We start from the raw sequence: 16,950 nt of genomic DNA, 5'->3' as shown, positions 1-16,950 counted from the left end.
TCAACGGAAAATGTCCGAGCCACGAAGCGGTCCGTCGTAGAGGGGGGCGGGACCCCGACGGGCCGATGACGTAGCTCCGATCATCGGCCCCCTATTCGAAGGTAGGTCGACTCGGGACCTTTTCCATCGGTACGCGAGCACACAGATCGTGGGGGTTCGCTGGTCGCAGCGCACAATGCCGGGTCGGTCGACAGGGGCTTTCGGGTCGTTCGGGCCACCGGATGTCACTTGGACAAGCGCCGAAAAAACCTCCCTACCTGCAGATCTTCCCTACTTCGGCGTGTTCCAGCTCGCACCGGCACCCAGTGCCACGCGCGGACACTGTGCGCGCAGCCCGAACCACTACCGAAACAGTGTGCAGCCGCACCGGTGAACCGAGGGACGTTCGTCCTTCACGTGGAAGACAGCGGCACCCGATTCGCCGGGTCGACTCGCCCGCAAGCTCGGTCACTCCAACGCCGCACACTGCGCGCTGTTGCCCGGCAACGCACTCGAAGCGCTGGCCGGCCTTGCAGGACGTCGCCAGGAGTCGGGGCGATCGGCCCGCCGACGCGGATATGTCGGGCATGCCGCCCACGCTCATCCAGGTCGGCTCGCACGAATTGTTCTTGTGGACGCGGAGTCGATGGCCGACCGTCTCGCCGACGCCGGTATGGCGTGCGATCTGCAGATCGGCGAGATCGGACGGTTCGTTCGCAGCACCGTGCCCGGCTCCCGCTGACGCGCAGTCAGCCGGACGCGGGCGGAATCTCCGAATTGGGTGCGAGCACGGCGGGGCCGAGCCAGTGGCACAGCGCCAGCGCGTTCTCGAGGTCGAGCCGACACTCGCGGACACTGTGCCCGATCTGCCCCTCCGCCTTGCTGATCCGGTAGGCGACCGAATTTCGGTGCAGATGCAGCCTTTCCGCTGTGGCGACGAAACTCCCTCCGCTGGAAAGGAACTCCCGCAGCGTGTGCCGCAGTTGCGCAGCAGCGGGATCGTCGGCGGCGAGGCGACCGAGCACATCCCCCACCCAGCCGCGGGCCCACTCGAGATTCGTGCACATCAACGCGACCGCGCCGACCTGGTCGATCGAGACGAGACGCGGACCCGGCAGCGCCGATGTCAGAGCCACCTCCCGCGCCTGCGCCGCCTGCCGATGGGTGCGGACGAAACCGTCGATCCCCTCCTGCGGTGCGCCGACGGCGACACCGACAGGTCGCTGCCATGCCGCGACGATCCCGGACAGTCCCCTCGGGTCGATGCGATCGACCGTGCCGAGCGGGATCCATGCCCAGGCGGTGTACTCGTCGAACTGCTCGAACAGCACCCGACCTCCCCGCCCGAGATGTTCGGCCAGAGTCGTCACCGCCTGCTCGAGACCGTTCCATTCGGTGCCGGACCGGTCCCCACCGACCACCTCGATATCGTCCGTCCAGACGATCACCCCGAGGTGGCGCTGGCCGAGCCGGTAGCCGAGGGTGCGCTCGACGTCCCCCACCTCGATCGGTCGTCCGGCCAGGATGTCCTGGATGCGGGCGGTCCGGGAAGCGTTGCGGTTGAGCAGCCAGGTGTCGCGCTCGGTCTCGTAGACCCCGAGCAGCTTCTGCGACACCCCGTCGATCCCGGCGGAGAGTTTCATCAGGATCTCCACGCCCGCCTGCATCACTGCCGCGGCGTCGTCGCTGAGTCCGGCCAGCACCTCGAGGCACCAGCGCATGATGCTGTCCTGCGCGAGCCGGTTGCTGCGGTCGACCACCGAGACGGGGAATCCCTGTCGGGCCAGCATGCGCACCAGCGAGTAGGACGCCGCCGGGATCTCGATCTCCTCGAGGTCGTCCCGCAGGAACCGGGTCATGGCTGCGACGCCTTCCTCCGCGGCCTGGGCGAGGGAGCGGCGGGTGTGGCGGTCGGTGGACATCGCCTCGATCTCGGCCGAGATCCGCTCGGTCATGTACTGCGTGATCTCGGCGTGCCGCGTCGTCGACAGGTCGGCGACCGCCTCGATCAAGGCACGCGTGGCAGGTCCGGGATCGCCCACGCTGTGGGTGTCCTGTCCGATCTCGTGAGGATTCATCGTGTCCGATTCCGGAGGCTACGGCGTCTGTCCGAGTGCACTGCCTTGCCGAGCGCACCGCCTCGACCGTAACGGCTCGGGACGGGCCGCCACCGCGGATCGGGGCGTCCCTCGGGCAACGATCATGCCGACACTCACGCCGGGTATTGTCCGGACCCGTCGGTTGCGCCGCCTAACCTGTCACGGTGAGTGAATCAGGCCGAGCGCGGTTCGGCGCGATGGAGGACGCCTTGGTGCGGGACGACCGCCTGCGCCTGTTCTCGTTCGCGACGGCCGAGAAAAGGGGGCACTACCTGTGGGTTCTGCGCGCATTCGATCACGCGCGCGGCAACTACTCGGTGCTGTTGCACGCCGGCGACGTCGAGAACGTCCTCACCCGGCTGCCCGGCGCGAGCGGCGACGACGTGCCCGATTCCTCCGAGATCCCAGCGCTGCTCGAGCAGCTGCACGCGTGGGGTGTGCTCGAACGCAGCTACGACGGATCCCGGGCAGCGACGCTCGCCGAGTACCGCAACCGGCACTACGTCTACCAGTTCGGGCAGGCGGGCTACCGGGTGTTCCGCGCCGTGGAGGACGTGTTGTCCTCCCGCGGGGAGGACGTCTCGCTGTCACGTCTGGCCCTTCCCGATCTGCTTGCCGATCTCAACGATCTCGCCGACGCGAACGCGGCCGGCGACGGCGAGCTGGTCTACCGGAAGTTGAGCCGCCTCGACGCGACGTTGTCGGACATGGCCGAGCGCGCCGCCCGTTTCTATCTCGTCCTCGGCGAGCTGGTGCGCACCACCGAGGTCACCCCGGAGACCTTCCTCGCGCACAAGGACGCGCTGCTCACCCATATGCGCGAGTTCAGCACCGACCTGGCCCGCTACGCCCCGAAGCTTTCCACGGCGCTCGACCGGGTACAGGCCACCGGGGTTCAGAAGCTCACCGCGGCCGCGGCCCGGCACGACGAGCGGGTGCTGCTCTCGTTCGAGGAACGCGAAGCGGACTGGGCGCAGCGCTGGTGGGGCGTCGAACACTGGTTCGTCGGTGTGGGCTCCGAACCGAGCGAATCCGAACGCCTGCGCGGCGCGACCATCAACGCGATCTCCGCGGTGCTCGGGCTGCTGCGCCGGCTCACCGAGCAGCGTCGCGGGGGTGTCAGCCGCGAGTCGCAGCTGCGGCATCTCGCGGGCTGGTTCGCTGCCGCGCCGTCCGAGGAGGCCGCGCACGCACTGTTCGATGCGGTGTTCGACCTGGGCCGGCCCCGACACTTCTCCGTCGCCCATCCCGATGCCGACATCGTGCCGGTCACCCGGTCGTGGTGGGAAGCGCCTCCCGTGGAGATCGCCCGCACCCTCGCCGAGACCGGCCGGCGCCCCGCAGCGGGAGCGCCGGGGCGGATCCAGCGCAACGACGCCGGAGTACGGCGGCTGCGCGAGGCGCAACTCGAGAAGCAGCGTCGCCGGGCCGAAGCGGCGCGTTCCCTCGCCGCCGGCAGGGTGCACGAACGGAAGCTCAGCGAACCGGAAGCAGAGGTGCTGTTGAGCCTGCTCGACGCCGCACTGTCGGCCCGCGTGCCCGTGAGCGGGCGGGTGCGCAGCGACGATGCGTCCTCTGGTACGCAGAACGGCGTCAAGCTCACCCTCCGACCGAGCGGCGAGTCGACGGTGGTGCACACCGCGCGCGGGCGCCTGTATCTCGACGGTCTGTCGGTGGAGGTGCGATGAGGGCGCGTTCGATTCCGTCCGTCGAGCTGGATTCGTATCAGCGCGCCGCGCGGCTGGTGCTCACCCACCACCTCGTCACCGCGACCTTTCCCGACCGGTCGGCGCTGGCGACGGTGCGCCGCTGGGCCACCGAGCTGCGGGAGGATCTGCTCGCCACCTTCGGATACCGGCTCGAGGTCACCGAGACCACCGCGCGGCTGTTCACCGTCGCCGATCGCCTCGACGCGGGGGCGGGCACGTCGACGCACACCGGCCGGCCGTTCGACCGGCGCCGCTATGCCTATCTCGCGTTGGCGATCGCAGCGCTCGGTCGCGGCGCGGGGCAGATCACGCTGTCCGAACTCGCCGAGCACGTCGCGTCCGAGGCGAGCCGGGTGGACGGTGTCGAGCTCGACACCGAACGAGCCGCCGATCGCGATGCCTTCGTCGATGCCGTGACCTGGCTCGGCGTGCGCGGGGCGATCACCCTCGCCGACGGTGATGCGGGCAGGTGGGCGAGCGATCCCGACAGTGGTGAGGCGCTCTACGACGTCGACCGCGCGGTCGTGCATGCCCTGTTCCGGCCACCGCGGGCGTTGCAGCACCTCGAATCGGTGCGCGGTCTGCTCGGCAATGCCGGTGCCCCGCAATCGGATACGGCGGAGGTACGGAGGCGGGTGCGACGCGCACTGGTGCAGCGTCCCGTGGTGTACGCCGACGATCTCGACGACGACGAAGCGCTGCAGTTGGCGTTGCCGCGCACCACCGACGCAGTAGAGTTGCTCACCGGCCTGGTGTGTGAGCGTCGCGCCGAAGGCGTTGCGCTGGTGGATACCTCGGGACGACTGTCAGATGTACGGTTCCCGAACACGGGGACGGTCGCGCAGGTCGCGCTGTTGCTGGCCGGGGAGATGTGCGATCGCGTCCTCGATCCCGACGCCCCTGCCCCACCCCGGATACCCGTACCTGCACAGACACAGGACGCTCTCCTCGCGGCCGTCGATTCCGCGATCCCGAGGTCGACGGTGTTCACCCCGCTCGCGGCGTCCGACACCCCGATCCCCGACGAGCTGGAGCAGGACGACGCCGCTCGTGCCCCGCTCGAGCATCCCTTGCTCGAGGATTCGTGGCTGGCGGGCACGGTCGGGCGTCTCGTCGACATCTACGGCCGGACCTTCGCCGCGCAGTGGCAGGCCGACCCCGCGGGACTGGCCGAGGCCGCGGTGGACATGCTCGATCGGCTGCGGCTGGTGGCCCGGGCACCCGGCGGGGTGCTCGTCCTGCCCGCGATCGCGCGCTTCCGCGGCGTGACGGTCAGTGTGCGCGAACGTGATCCGGAGATCGACCTGTTCCCCGAGACCACCCCGCCGACAGTCCCCGCACCCGATACGAACCCGACGGAGATCTCATGAGCAGCGCCCGATTCCGCCCCACGCGTGCCGGGATCATCAACCTGTGGGACTACCGCGACCAGGAGTTCTCGTTCGCCGACGGACGACTGGTGCTGCGCGGACCGAACGGGTCGGGCAAGACGAAGGCGCTCGAGGTGCTGTTCCCGTTCGTGCTCGACGGCCGGATCGAACCGCGACGTCTGAACCCGTTCGCCGGCGAGGAGCGCACCATGCGCTCGAACCTGCTGTACCGGGGGCAGGACAGCGCCCACTCGTACGTGTGGATGGAGTTCTGCCGTGGCCGCGCCGACGACCCGGAGGCCGTCACCGTCGGCATCGGGATGCGCGCCACCCGCGGCAACGACAAGGTCACCCGGTGGCATTTCGTCGTCGACGGCCGTGTGGGAGTCGACTTCTCGCTGCTCGACGACGAGGACCGACCGCTCACCCGCAAACAACTGGTCGATCAGATCGGGGCCGACGCGATCGCCGATCGTCCCGTCGACTACCGGGCGGCGATCGACGCGCGCATGTTCGGTCTGGGCGCACAACGCTACGACCAGCTGATCAACCTGATCCTCACGCTGCGCCGCCCCCAGCTCGCCAAGAACCTCGACCCGAAGGGCCTGTCGCAGGCGCTGACCGACGGTCTTCGTCCCCTCGACGACGATCTCATCGTCGAGGCCGCCCGCTCGTTCTCCGCGATCGAGGAGGTCGAACGCACCCTCGAATCCCTCGCGGCCGCCGACGATGCGGCGCAGCAGTTCGTCAAGGTGTATTCGAAGTACATCCGACAGCAGGCCCGTACCGCCGTCGACAAGGCCGCCACCCGTCTCGGGGTGGTGGACACCGCGGTGCGGTCGCTGCGTGAGGCGGCCGAGGCCCGCACCGAGGCCGCCACCGCACGCACGGCCTCGGAGGAACAGCTCCTGGTGGCCGAACGTGACCACGAACAGGCACGCACCACCCTCGAGGCACTGCACCGCTCCAGCGCCTACGAGGGCAAACAGCAACTCGACGACCTCGCCTCGGCGGTGAAGAACCTCGAGCGCACCACCGCCGCGCAGGCCGAGCAGGCGAACCGCGCCCAGGCCGTCGTGGCCGACCGGCTCCGCGACCACGACAGTGCCCGCGACGCGCTCGAGACGGCGACGGCGGCACGTCGTCGCGCCGAGGACGGGCTGAGTGCGGCGGCCGAGGACGCCGGCATCACATGGACCGGTCTCGACGGCATCGAACGGACCGAGCAGCTCAGCGCGGCGATCGACGCGCTCGCCGAGGAACGCGACGCCGACGTGCGCGTGGTGCGCAGCGCACTGTCCCAGCTCGACGGTGCCGCCGCTGCGCGGTCGCGGGCCGAGGCTGCCGCGGTGCGTGCTCGCGCGCAACGCGACACCGCGTCGGCGGCGGTGGAGGCCGGCGAGACCATGGTCGAGCTGTCCCGCAGCGAGGTCGCCGCCGAGCTGGGCCGGTGGTGGTCCGATCGCGCCGAGACCTTCGCGGCTGTGGGCCTGTCCACCCCGGTCTTCGAGGCGCTCGACACCGCCTTCGGCACCGTCGGTCAGGACGATGCCCCGTCCCCGGCGGCGGTGTTCGCCGAGCACACCGGGCCCGTGCTCGACGACCTGCGGTTCCGGCGTCGCGTGTGCGGCGCGGAGATCGAATCGCTCGGCACCCGGATCGCCGAACTCGAGGCCGAACGCACCGCCGTCGCAGCCGAAAGTGACGACGCTCCCCCGACCTTCCCGGCCCGCACCGGCAACCGCGACGATCTCGTCGGCGCGCCGCTGTGGCAGCTCGTCCGCTTCCGCGACGACGCCTCGGCGCAGGACGCCGCCGGTATCGAAGCGGCCCTGCAGGGCGCGAACCTGCTCGACGGGTGGATCACCGACGGCGTCGGCGACCTGCCGGACATCGAGTCGGAGCAATTGTTGGTGCCGCTGGCACCCGGGCACCGGCCGAGCGGTCCCACGCTCGCCGATGTACTCGTTCCCGAAACCGACACGGCCGTCCCCGAGGAACGGGTCGCCGCGGTGCTGTCGTCGATCGCATGGGCCACCGATCCCGGCCCGGACGCGCGGGTGTCGGTCGATGCGCACGGTAGGTTCCGGCAGGGAGTGCAGCTCGGTCGCCACGTCAAGGAGCAGGCCGAGTTCATCGGAGCCACCGCCCGCGCCCGGCGGCGGCAGCGTCGCATCGTCGAACTCGAGACCACCATCGCCGAGTGCCGAGCCGACGTGGCGTCGCTGCGCGAGCAGGATCGCGAGATCGGCGACCGGCTCACCGCACTCGACGAGGCCGTGAAGTCGTTGCCGCGCACCGGATCCGTGCTCGCCGCGCTACGTAAGGTCACCGAATGCGCCGGCGCGCTGCGGACCGCATCCGAATCCGCATCCGCCGCCGACCGCGATCTGGACCAAGCGATCGCCGCGGTCGCCACCAAAGAACAGCACCTGCGGTCGACGGCCGGCCGGCACCGGGCACCGCTCACCGCGACGGAACTCGACAGTCTCGATGCGGCCGTGCGGCACTTCCGTTCGCAGGGCCAGGCCTTGCAGCGCGCGCTGCGCGAGCAGGTCACCTGCGGTGATCGCCTCCGCGACAACGACGTTCGCCTCGACGAGGCGCGGGTCTCCGCCGAGAATGCGGCCGAACTCGCGGCGGAGAACGCCGAGACGCTGGCCAACGAGCAGCAGAAGCTCGAGACGCTACGCGAGTCGATCGGGGCGAGCGCCGACCGAATCGATGCCCAGCTCGACGAGGCCCGGCGCCGAATCGAGGCGGCGAAGACCGCCGAGCGGACCGCACGTAAGGCCCACGAGTCGGCGCTCGAGCGGATCGGCAAGGCCGAGGCCGCCCACACGGGCGGCGAGCAGACACTGCGGTCGGCGCTCACCGAGGCCCGCGCCGACGCCGATGCTCTGGCTCCCTTCGCCCGCCGCGACCTGCTGACCCTGCTAGGCGTGGAGAGCGAGCACATGTGGCCGTCCAGCGCCGCCGCGTGGCTCGACGCCGATCAGCTGACCTATCGGATCCGGCAGTCCCCCGACGACACCGTCGACGTGCTGCCCACCGAGGTTGTCGCGTTGTTCCGGGCACTCGACGCCGCCACCGACTCGGTCACGGCCTCCGAGTCGACCCGCAAGTCCACCGCCTCTGCACTGACCTCCGCGCTGCAGGAGTTCGACGCCGAACTCGCCCGGGGTCGCGACTACCGCCTGCATTGGGACGCTGCCGACGGCATCACCGTCGTGCAGGTACAGGACGAACAGGGGTACACGTCCGTCGCGGCGTTCGCGCAGCGCATCGCGCGGGCGCGGCAGGAACAGGAAACCCTGCTCACCGACTCCGAACGGCGCATCCTCGAGGACGCGCTGCTCACCGGTCTCGCGCAGCAGATCCACGAACGCACCGTCGACGCCCGCGACCTCATCGCCCGGATGGGCACCGAGATGCGGCAACGGCACATGTCCTCGGGCAACACCATCGGGGTGCACTGGGTGCTCGCCGACCATCTCGACGAACCGGCCCGGGCAGTGTGCAAGCTCCTCGACCGTGACGCGTCGATGCTGGCTCCGGAGGATCTGGCGGGGATCCGCGCGCATTTCGCCGCGCGGATCCGCGCGGAGCGGGCCGCGCATCCGGAACGGTCGTACCCGGAGATCCTCGCCGCGACGCTGGATTACCGCCGGTGGCGGGTGTTCTCGTTCAGCCTCGTCGGCGCGGACGGCAGCGAGGACCGCCTCACCCCGGCCCGGCACTCGGCGTTGTCCGGTGGCGAACAGTCCGTCTCCCTGCACCTGCCGTTGTTCGCCGCGGCGCACGTGATGCTCGATTCCGCCGACCCGCATGCGCCGCGCCTGCTCGCCCTCGACGAGGCCTTCGCCGGTGTGGATGACACCGGCCGCAGCGAATTGCTCGGCCTGTCCGTGCAATTCGACCTCGACCTGTTCATGACCGGTTTCGACCTGTGGATCACTTATGCCGGTGTGCCTGGCTGTGCGCACTACGACCTGTCGCATTCGGTGGCCGAGCACACCGTCGCCACCACGCTGCTGGTGTGGTCCGGTGGCGAACTGCTCGCCGAGCACGACGGGTCGGATCTGGAGAGCGCGCTCGGATCCCCGCGCACCCGACGGATCACACGCCCGGTGGAAGGAGCCCTCGAGTTCGCATGATCATGACGACGGTCACTACGGCGTGTTCCTCCTCGATCGAGGCTCTCACCTGCGCCGCGGACCTACGATCCGGAAGATGACGAGGCTTCGGGTATCCAGACTCATCGTCGGCGCCGCGACCGCGGTCGGGCTGCTGCTGGGCACGAGCCCCGCGGCAGCGGCACCGGCACCGGCACCGGCACCGGGCGCGCGGGTGACCGCGTCGCCGGACGGTTTCGCGCTCGACGGTCGGGCCTGGTGGCCCACCGGGTTCAACGCCTACCAGCTCGCCACCGACTGGTCGGTGAACTGGGGATGCGGAGCGATGGTCGACCTCGACGCCTATTTCGGCGCACTGCCCCCGAATTCGCTCACCCGCTTCAATCTCTTCCAGGCGCTCGCCGTCAACCGGTTCACCGGGCAACTCGACTTCGGACCGATGGACGCGGTCTTCGCCGCGGCCGAAGCGCATGATCAGATGCTGCTGCCGGTCCTGGCACCACAAGACGGCGCATGCGAGGACGAGGTCTTCAAGGGACGGCAATGGTACGTCGACGGGTGGACCGAATTCACCCCGGGACACGAACAGGTGGTGATGAGCTACCGGGACTGGATGCACACCGCCGTCGCCCGCTACCGGAACTCACCATCCCTCGCAGCATGGGAACTGGTCGGCGAACCGGAGACGAGTTCATGCACCGACCCCGCGTGCCACTGGTGGACCCGGTCGTGCGAGCCCGGCGCCGCGCAGGTGCTGCGCGACTTCTTCGACACGGCCGGAGCCGAACTGCGCGCCGTCGACCCACGCACCCTGATCACCGCGGGTTACACCGGGGGCGGTCAGTGCGGCACCCAAGGTGACGAGTACCAGTTCGTCAGCGCCTCCCCCTTTGTCGATGCCGTGCAGTACCACGACTACGGCGCCGACGGCCTGCCGTTGCCCGGCGATCAGTGGAACGGTCTCGCCCGGCGGGTCGCGCAAGCCGCAGCCGTCGGAAAGCCGTTGCTCGTGGCGGAGATCGGTGAGCTCGCCGGGTCCTGCGGGTCGCTCGGTGACCGCGCCGACCACATCACCACAAAGATCGAGGGCCAACGCGCCGCCGGCACCGCAGGTGCACTGCTGTGGGCGTTCGTGCCCGACCCGAGGGAAGCCGACTGTACCTACGACATCGGATTCGACGACCCGTTGTGGGATGTGGTCGAGGACCTCGGATCCGTCGAACCCTCCACTCTCCCGAACGCGCAGTTCTCTCCGTAAGAGCAGTCCTCACACATCGACGGTGAATCCGAGATCCACATCGCACGCGGCCTGCCCGGCGCGGATCCCCCAGCTCTCGGTCGGGATGTCGCGCACGATCACGGTCACGTGGTCGGCAGGAATCGCGAACGCGCCGAGCCGCTCGGTGATCTCGCGGTAGAGGCGCCGCTTGGCGTCGACGCTGCGCCCGGCGAAGCAGTCGACGATCACGAGGGTGTAGAGCTCGGGCGATGTCAGGGTCGGCGGCACCGCGAAGCGTTCGGGTTCGTGAACCACGAGCCGGATGTGCTTGTCGGCCTCCGGAATCCGGAAGGCGGCGACGAGCGCGTCGTGGACGGCGTCGATCATGCCGGTCTCGACCTCGTGGTCGTGGCGGGTGCGAACCTCGATGAGCGTGCTGGGCATCCGACACTTCTACCCGTCGGAGAACCCCTGTGCAACCTCGTGGGGCAGGTCGTCACCGATCCGCCGCGCCGGTCCCCAATCGGTCGCCGTCGCGGATCGGGAGCGCACGTAGTTCGGCAATGCGTTCATCAGCCGTGCCTGCCGTGCCTCGACCGCTCTGATCGAGTGTTCCGCGGCGGGCCAGTGCTGGGCGAGCAGTTCGTAGGCCACACGGCCGAAGAACATGCCGTCGATGCCGGCGAGGACGTCGGCCATGTGATCGTCGAGGTCGTCGTCCGCGACATCGGTGTGCGGGCACGAATGTCGTCCGACGATCGGCGGCCCCAGCAGGCATGCCGGCGATTCTCCGGTGTCGCCGCAGGTTGCCCACGCACACCCGGCCCACGAGCGCGGGATGCATCAGATGTCCGGGCGGATCCATCAGGCTGCTGACCCGAAGGAAACGGTCGACGACCACGGGATCGTTCTCGGCCGCGGCCAGGACCCGCGCCACGTACGCGTTGCCGAGTCGCGTCTGCACGCTGCGGGGTCCTTCGACTTCGGGTAGCGCGAGGTCGGAGCCGATCGCGAGCTGCCACGCAACACCGATCGGTTTCTTCGCGGCCCGGAAGAACCTGCGGGACAGGTCGTCCTCGTCGAGGGGTTCGGCGGTCCGGAGCGCGGCCACCACGTGGTCGGGTGCGTACGCCTCCACGGCGAAGATCATGCCGCCCAGGCTCGGTGGCGGTTCGCGACCGGCCATCGCAGCGACCGTGAACAGCCACATATCGTTCTTGTAGCCGAACAGCGCCATGCCCGCCGGACGTCCCGGCACAACACCGATCAACACCATCTTCTCCATCGGTGTGCCCGGCGCGAGTCGTAGCAGCCGGCTGCGGTACACGACGTGGACGACGACGTGCTCTTCGACCGGTCGTCGGTAGCCGAGTTTCTCTAGACCCGCCGGGGTGCGGGCGCCCCGTCCCATCGCGTCGACCACCAGATCCGCCGTCATGATCCGAACACCGTCGCCGCTGCCCATCTGCACCCCGGTGCCCCGGCGGCGGTCGGGTGTCGTCGTCAGGTCGCCGACGTTGTGTCCGTCGAGGAGGGTGATGTTCGGGATGGCGCGGACGCGTCGCCGGACATGGTGTTCGAGCAGCGGCCGACTCGGCACGTAGGTGGCTCGACGGTCGCGGAAGCGACGGTTCTCTGCACCGGACGGGAGGACGTCGCGGTCGACGACCGTCACCGCGTCGTAGACTCTGCCGGCGCACGGGCCGCGAGCAGACCACCGACGCTCGCGCCCAGAACGATTGCATGGTCCCCGATCTTGTCCATCTCGTCATCTCCGTCGTCCGGTCGACTGTCGCACTCCGTGCCTGTACACGAAGTCTGTGGTGGCGATCGCCGAGGGTCGCGAGTAGCGCACTACTCGATTCGGAATCCGGTTGACCGGCCGCGGCGGCACTGCTTCGATCGGTGCCATGAGCGACCGCACGCGCCTGACCCGCAAACCCGAACGCGGCACCGACGATCCGGCGGTGCTGCACCGGCTTCTCGACGAGGCCCGCATCGCGCACGTGGGTTTCGTCCGCGAAGGATCGCCTGTGGTGCTGCCGATGGCGATGGGCCGCGACGGGGACCGGTTACTGCTGCACGGCTCGACCGGCGCCGGCATGTTTCTCGACGCGCGGTCCGGGATCGAGGTGTCGGTCGCGGTGACGCATCTCGACGGGCTCGTCTTCGCCCGGTCGGCCTTCGACCACAGCATGAACTACCGCAGTGCGGTGTTGTTCGGTGTGGCCACACCGGTCGCGCCGGGCGAGAAGGAACACGCATTGAAGGTGGTGACGGAGCATCTGATTCCCGGTCGGTGGGACGAGGTCCGGTCGCCGACACCGAAGGAACTGGCCGCCACCACGGTCCTGGAAGTGCCGCTCACCGAGGTGAGCGTAAAGGTCCGGGCGGCCGGACCGGGAGAGGACGCCGGGGACGGTGAAGACCACTCCGTGTGGGCGGGAGTGGTGCCGTTGCGGACCGTCGCCGACGATCCGATCCCGTCACCGATCACCGGGTCCTCGACCGCGTTGCCACGCTCCGTGCGCGCATTTCTGTGACATCGAACGGGCTGTCCGTTGTGACATCGAAGGGGCTTTCCGTCGTGTCCGCCCCCGAATCCGACATCGGTGATGAAAGGATGCCCGCGTCGAAGGAACAGATCGGAGTCGCCGCGAGTGCCATCAACGTCCGTGTCCGTGAAAGCCGCACGCAAGCGGCTCGGTGAGCTGGTCCGGGAGGTCAACGACGAGACCGTCGCCGTCGAGATCGTCGGCAAACGCGGCACGGGCGTCCTGATCTCCAAGGACCGCTATGCGGCGCTGCAGGAAGCAACCTTCCTGCTCCGCTCCCCCGAACTAATGGACAGCCTGCGCCGGGAGATGCAACGTTCGCTCGAGGCCGCCGCGTCGACGGGCCGGCGGCAGCCGCCGGCTGCTCGCCGGCGCGCGAAGAACAAGAAGAAGCGCAAGAAACGGCGTCGCGCCCGTTGACCGTCTCCATCCCGTACATCTGCACACCGCCGCCGAGCACTGCGGCCGGGCGGTGCAGATGCCGGAAGTCTCGCCGCGAGGCGGTGAAAGCGGTCGTCCAGCTCGCCGATCCCGCGGCCGCCTCCGACGCGAACTCGCCACCTGCAAGTACCCGACCGGAGTCGAGTCCGTGCGTAACCGGCCGCGCGATCCGACCCGCACCCGACTGGTCCAGAATCGACCGAGACCGGTGTTGTTCGCGAAATCCGTTGGGAACTCGCGAACAACACCGGTCTCGATTCGTCAGTATCGGGCGGTCAGGTGCCGCAGAAGGTCCGGAAGGACTCGGCGAACGAACGCGGTGCGGGCGAGACATATTCGTTCCACTCGGCACGCGCCTCGAAGGGATGTGTGACAACCTCGAGCAGCCTCGCGAACGGCTCGAGGTCGCCGCCGGTCGCTGCCTTCAGCGCGGCGTCGACCTGATGATTGCGCGGGATGTACAGCGGGTTGACGCGGTCCATCGCCTCCGCCCTCTCCCCTGCTGCCCGGTCGTCCCGCTCGGCCGCGGCGTGCCAGCGTTCGAGCCACGGCGCCGAGCGCTCACGCGGCACGAGTCCGTCGAGGGGTGCCGGATTGCCGCGCAGTTCGTCGGCGAGGGCACGGAAGGTCACCGTCCAGTCGGCGCGGTGCTCTTCCAGCAGCGTCAACAGATCGTCGACCAGTTCCTGATCGAGAGAGTCCTCCGGGAGACCGAGTTTGGCGGCCAGACCGGACCGGTAGTGACGCTCGTAGCGGGTGTCGAAACTGTCCAGAACAGCGGTGACCGCGGCGATCGCCGCATCCGGAGTCGAATCGACGAGTCTGAGCAGGGTTTCGGCGAAACGCGCCAGATTCCATTTCAGGACGGCGGGCTGGTTGCCGAACGCATAGCGCCCGCTGTGGTCGATGGAACTGAACACCGCCGCCGGATCGAAGGCGTCGACGAAGGCGCACGGACCGTAGTCGATGGTCTGCCCCGAGATGGTGGTGTTATCGGTGTTCATCACCCCGTGGACGAAACCGACGAGCATCCACTGCGCCACCAGCGACGCCTGTGCCTCGACCACGGCGGTGAACAGGCCGAGGTAGCGGTTGTTCTCACCGGTCTCCGGCAGGTCGAGCAGATCCGGATAGTGCCTGGCGATCGCGTGGTCGGCGAGCGCGCGCACGACCTCGCCCTGCCGCGCCGCGAACTCGAAGGTCCCCACCCGCAGGTGGCTGGCCGCGACACGGGCCAGCACCGCGCCGGGCTCGGCGCCCTCGCGGTGGACCGGCCGACCGGTCGCCACGACCGACAAGGAACGGGTGGTCGGAATGCCGAGGGCGTGCATGGCCTCGCTCACCAGATACTCGCGCAGCATCGGCCCGACGACCGCGAAGCCGTCCCCACCCCGGGAGAACGGAGTGGGCCCCGAACCCTTGAGATGGAGATCGACGCGGTCACCGTCCGCGTCGACGAGTTCACCGAGCAACAACGCCCGACCGTCGCCGAGCAGCGGAGCGTATCCGCCGAATTGATGTCCGGCATAGGCCATCGCGACCGGCTTGGCACCCGCCGGCACCTCCGCGCCGGCCAGGACGGCGACGCCGTCGGCGCTGCGCAGCGACGCCACGTCCAGTCCCAGCGACACCGCGAGGTTCTCGTTGAGCGCGAGCAGTTCCGGGTCGGGGGCCTCGGCGCCCTGCCACGGCACCGATAATCCGCTCAATTCGTCGGCGAAGGAACTGCCGAGACCGGATATCGTGGTGTTCGTGCCGACGGGGAAATCCGGAATCGCAGTCATCCTTCGAGGGTAACCGTGTGAGACCGACGCACGCTGCGGGCGAGGGAAACGCCGGTGGGGCCCGGTCACCGGCGGCGCATCATTCCGTCCCGGACCGGGTATCCGCCCCCGTGCACACCGACCCGGACGATCCTCGCCGTCCCATCCGGCGGATCCAGGTCCGCGACGTCGCCGAGCACCTCCGCGATGTCCTGCGATCCGGACCAGCGGACCGGCACGACCATGTGATCACCGGCATCAGCGACGATTCCCGGACGGTGCGCCCCGGCGATCTGTACGTAGCGCTACCCGGACACCACGCCCACGGCCTGGACTTCGAGGCCGAAGCCGCTACCCACGGTGCGGTCGCGGTGCTCAGCGACCGGCCGTCGCGCCTGCTGCCCGCCTTCGTGGTCGATCGACCGCGCGACGTGGTCGGCCCGTTGGCGTCGTGGATCCTCGGGCACCCCTCTCACGACTTGCAGGTCCACGGCATCACCGGCACCAACGGCAAGACGAGCGCGACCTATCTCCTCGACACCGCACTCGCGGCCACCGGCGTGGTGACCGGCATGATCGGCGGGGTCGTCGTGCGCGGTCCGGCCGGCACACGACCCGCGACCCGCACCACCCCCGAGGCCGCGGTCGTGCACCGCACGCTTGCCGAGTTCCGTGACCAGGGCGTGCAGGCGGTGACGCTCGAGGTGTCCTCGCACGGCATCAGTCAGGGCCGCGTCGACGGCGTGCGGTTCCGTACCGTCGCCTTCACCAATCTCGGGCCCGACCACCTCGACTTCCACCACACGATGGAGCAGTACTTCGCCGCCAAGGCGGCACTGTTCACCGCCGACCGCACGCAGACGGCCGTGGTGAACATCGACGACGAGTACGGGCGACGTCTGGCGGCCTCCGTCGACGTGCCGCTGTGGACGCACTCGACCTGCGATGCCCGCGCCGACGTGTACGCGGACTCGATCCGGTGCGATCTCCACGGCACCTGCTTCACCGTGCACACGCCGGCCGGGAGTGCGCCGGTGCGACTGTCGCTGCTCGGGCCGCACCAGGTGGCCAATGCGCTGACGGCGCTCACCTCGGTGGCCGCCGTCGACGGCGACGTCCTGCAGGCCGCGGCGGGTCTGGAGACCCTCGCGGGTGTGCCCGGCCGGCTCGAACGCGTCGACGCCGGTGAGGGTGTTCTCGCGCTCGTGGACTACATGCACAACACGTCCGGGCAACGCGAACTGTTGCCCTTCCTCCGGTCGCTCGCCCCCGAGCGGCGACTGGTCCTCGTGATCAGCGCGACCGGAGAACGTGACCCCGGCAAGCGATTTCCGCTCGGGCACACCGCCGCGACTTACGCCGACGTGGTGGTCGTGACCGACGACAGTCCCCTCTCGGAGGACCCGCGTGTGCTCAGGGATGCGGTCGCCAAAGGTGCCTTCGCGGCGTGCAGTGCCCGCGTCGTCGTCGAGGCCGACCGACGTCGCGCGTTCGACATCGCCGTCGCCCACACCGGTCCCGGAGACGTCGTCGTCGTGGCCGGACGCGGATGCGAGCCACGCCTGGTCTCCGGGGACACGGTGCAGGTGTTCGACGACCGGGACGAACTGCGGCGCGCATTGCACCGCACGCACCGGAGGTCCACCTCGCGCGTGCCCCGCTGCTGAGGACTGCCGGGT

General features: G+C 69.5%; 12 protein-coding genes. 8 read left to right on the top strand and 4 right to left on the bottom strand.

The window, feature by feature from the left end:
* The first annotated feature begins 475 nt into the window (after positions 1–475).
* Positions 476–721, top strand: a complete 246-nt coding sequence (locus tag KXC42_RS11475) for a hypothetical protein (RefSeq protein ID WP_219130361.1) — start codon at positions 476–478, stop codon at positions 719–721.
* Positions 722–728: 7 nt separating this feature from the next.
* Here KXC42_RS11475 and KXC42_RS11470 read toward each other — a convergent pair whose 3' ends face one another.
* Positions 729–2,057, bottom strand: coding sequence for a CdaR family transcriptional regulator (locus KXC42_RS11470; protein ID WP_219130360.1), 1,329 nt, complete (start codon positions 2,055–2,057; stop codon positions 729–731).
* A 218-nt stretch (positions 2,058–2,275) separates the two neighbouring features.
* Here KXC42_RS11470 and KXC42_RS11465 point away from each other — a divergent pair, with 218 nt between their 5' ends.
* From KXC42_RS11465 to KXC42_RS11450, 4 genes are all read left to right on the top strand, one after another.
* The gene (locus KXC42_RS11465; RefSeq protein ID WP_219130470.1) at positions 2,276–3,766 is read left to right on the top strand and encodes a TIGR02677 family protein; all 1,491 of its coding nucleotides are present in this window, start codon (positions 2,276–2,278) and stop codon (positions 3,764–3,766) included.
* The gene (locus tag KXC42_RS11460) at positions 3,763–5,157 is read left to right on the top strand and encodes a TIGR02678 family protein (RefSeq protein WP_219130359.1); all 1,395 of its coding nucleotides are present in this window, start codon (positions 3,763–3,765) and stop codon (positions 5,155–5,157) included. Before KXC42_RS11465 ends, KXC42_RS11460 begins: the two co-directional genes overlap by 4 nt.
* On the top strand, positions 5,154–9,314 hold the full coding sequence (locus KXC42_RS11455) for a TIGR02680 family protein (protein ID WP_219130358.1): 4,161 nt from the start codon (positions 5,154–5,156) through the stop codon (positions 9,312–9,314). Before KXC42_RS11460 ends, KXC42_RS11455 begins: the two co-directional genes overlap by 4 nt.
* 76 nt (positions 9,315–9,390) lie before the next feature.
* Entirely contained in the window at positions 9,391–10,551 is a 1,161-nt protein-coding gene (locus KXC42_RS11450) for a beta-mannosidase (protein WP_219130357.1), read from the top strand.
* A 9-nt stretch (positions 10,552–10,560) separates the two neighbouring features.
* Here KXC42_RS11450 and KXC42_RS11445 read toward each other — a convergent pair whose 3' ends face one another.
* Both KXC42_RS11445 and KXC42_RS11440 read right to left on the bottom strand, forming a co-directional pair.
* Positions 10,561–10,956 (bottom strand): tautomerase family protein, encoded by a 396-nt coding sequence (locus KXC42_RS11445; protein WP_200360097.1) that lies wholly within the window; start codon positions 10,954–10,956, stop codon positions 10,561–10,563.
* Positions 10,957–11,008: 52 nt separating this feature from the next.
* Positions 11,009–12,187 carry a hypothetical protein gene (locus tag KXC42_RS11440; RefSeq protein ID WP_257606128.1) on the bottom strand — a complete coding sequence of 393 codons (1,179 nt, stop codon included), beginning with the start codon at positions 12,185–12,187 and terminating at the stop codon, positions 11,009–11,011.
* 235 nt (positions 12,188–12,422) lie between these two features.
* Here KXC42_RS11440 and KXC42_RS11435 point away from each other — a divergent pair, with 235 nt between their 5' ends.
* On the top strand, positions 12,423–13,055 hold the full coding sequence (locus tag KXC42_RS11435) for a pyridoxamine 5'-phosphate oxidase family protein (RefSeq protein ID WP_006551988.1): 633 nt from the start codon (positions 12,423–12,425) through the stop codon (positions 13,053–13,055).
* 138 nt (positions 13,056–13,193) lie between these two features.
* Positions 13,194–13,487, top strand: coding sequence for a type II toxin-antitoxin system Phd/YefM family antitoxin (locus tag KXC42_RS11430; RefSeq protein WP_006551987.1), 294 nt, complete (start codon positions 13,194–13,196; stop codon positions 13,485–13,487).
* Positions 13,488–13,783: 296 nt separating this feature from the next.
* On the opposite strand, the gene KXC42_RS11425 is transcribed toward KXC42_RS11430, so the two are convergent.
* On the bottom strand, positions 13,784–15,292 hold the full coding sequence (locus KXC42_RS11425; RefSeq protein ID WP_219130356.1) for a YdiU family protein: 1,509 nt from the start codon (positions 15,290–15,292) through the stop codon (positions 13,784–13,786).
* Positions 15,293–15,309: 17 nt separating this feature from the next.
* Here KXC42_RS11425 and KXC42_RS11420 point away from each other — a divergent pair, with 17 nt between their 5' ends.
* Positions 15,310–16,938: a Mur ligase family protein gene (locus tag KXC42_RS11420; RefSeq protein ID WP_257606127.1), complete on the top strand. Its 1,629-nt coding sequence runs from the start codon at positions 15,310–15,312 to the stop codon at positions 16,936–16,938.
* Positions 16,939–16,950 lie beyond the last annotated feature (12 nt).

It is taken from the genome of Rhodococcus sp. LW-XY12 (genome assembly GCF_019317345.1).
GTDB classification, from domain to species: domain Bacteria; phylum Actinomycetota; class Actinomycetes; order Mycobacteriales; family Mycobacteriaceae; genus Rhodococcus; species Rhodococcus pyridinivorans.
Note: the sequence above shows the minus strand (reverse complement) of the source record. Positions and strands in the feature narration are given on the sequence as shown.

Coding starts and splice junctions, on each gene's coding strand:
- KXC42_RS11445 (WP_200360097.1), bottom strand. CDS start 10,956: ATGCCCAGCACGCTCATCGAGGTTCGCACCCGCCACGACCACGAGGTC.
- KXC42_RS11455 (WP_219130358.1), top strand. CDS start 5,154: ATGAGCAGCGCCCGATTCCGCCCCACGCGTGCCGGGATCATCAACCTG.
- KXC42_RS11470 (WP_219130360.1), bottom strand. CDS start 2,057: ATGAATCCTCACGAGATCGGACAGGACACCCACAGCGTGGGCGATCCC.
- KXC42_RS11460 (WP_219130359.1), top strand. CDS start 3,763: ATGAGGGCGCGTTCGATTCCGTCCGTCGAGCTGGATTCGTATCAGCGC.
- KXC42_RS11465 (WP_219130470.1), top strand. CDS start 2,276: ATGGAGGACGCCTTGGTGCGGGACGACCGCCTGCGCCTGTTCTCGTTC.
- KXC42_RS11435 (WP_006551988.1), top strand. CDS start 12,423: ATGAGCGACCGCACGCGCCTGACCCGCAAACCCGAACGCGGCACCGAC.
- KXC42_RS11450 (WP_219130357.1), top strand. CDS start 9,391: ATGACGAGGCTTCGGGTATCCAGACTCATCGTCGGCGCCGCGACCGCG.
- KXC42_RS11425 (WP_219130356.1), bottom strand. CDS start 15,292: ATGACTGCGATTCCGGATTTCCCCGTCGGCACGAACACCACGATATCC.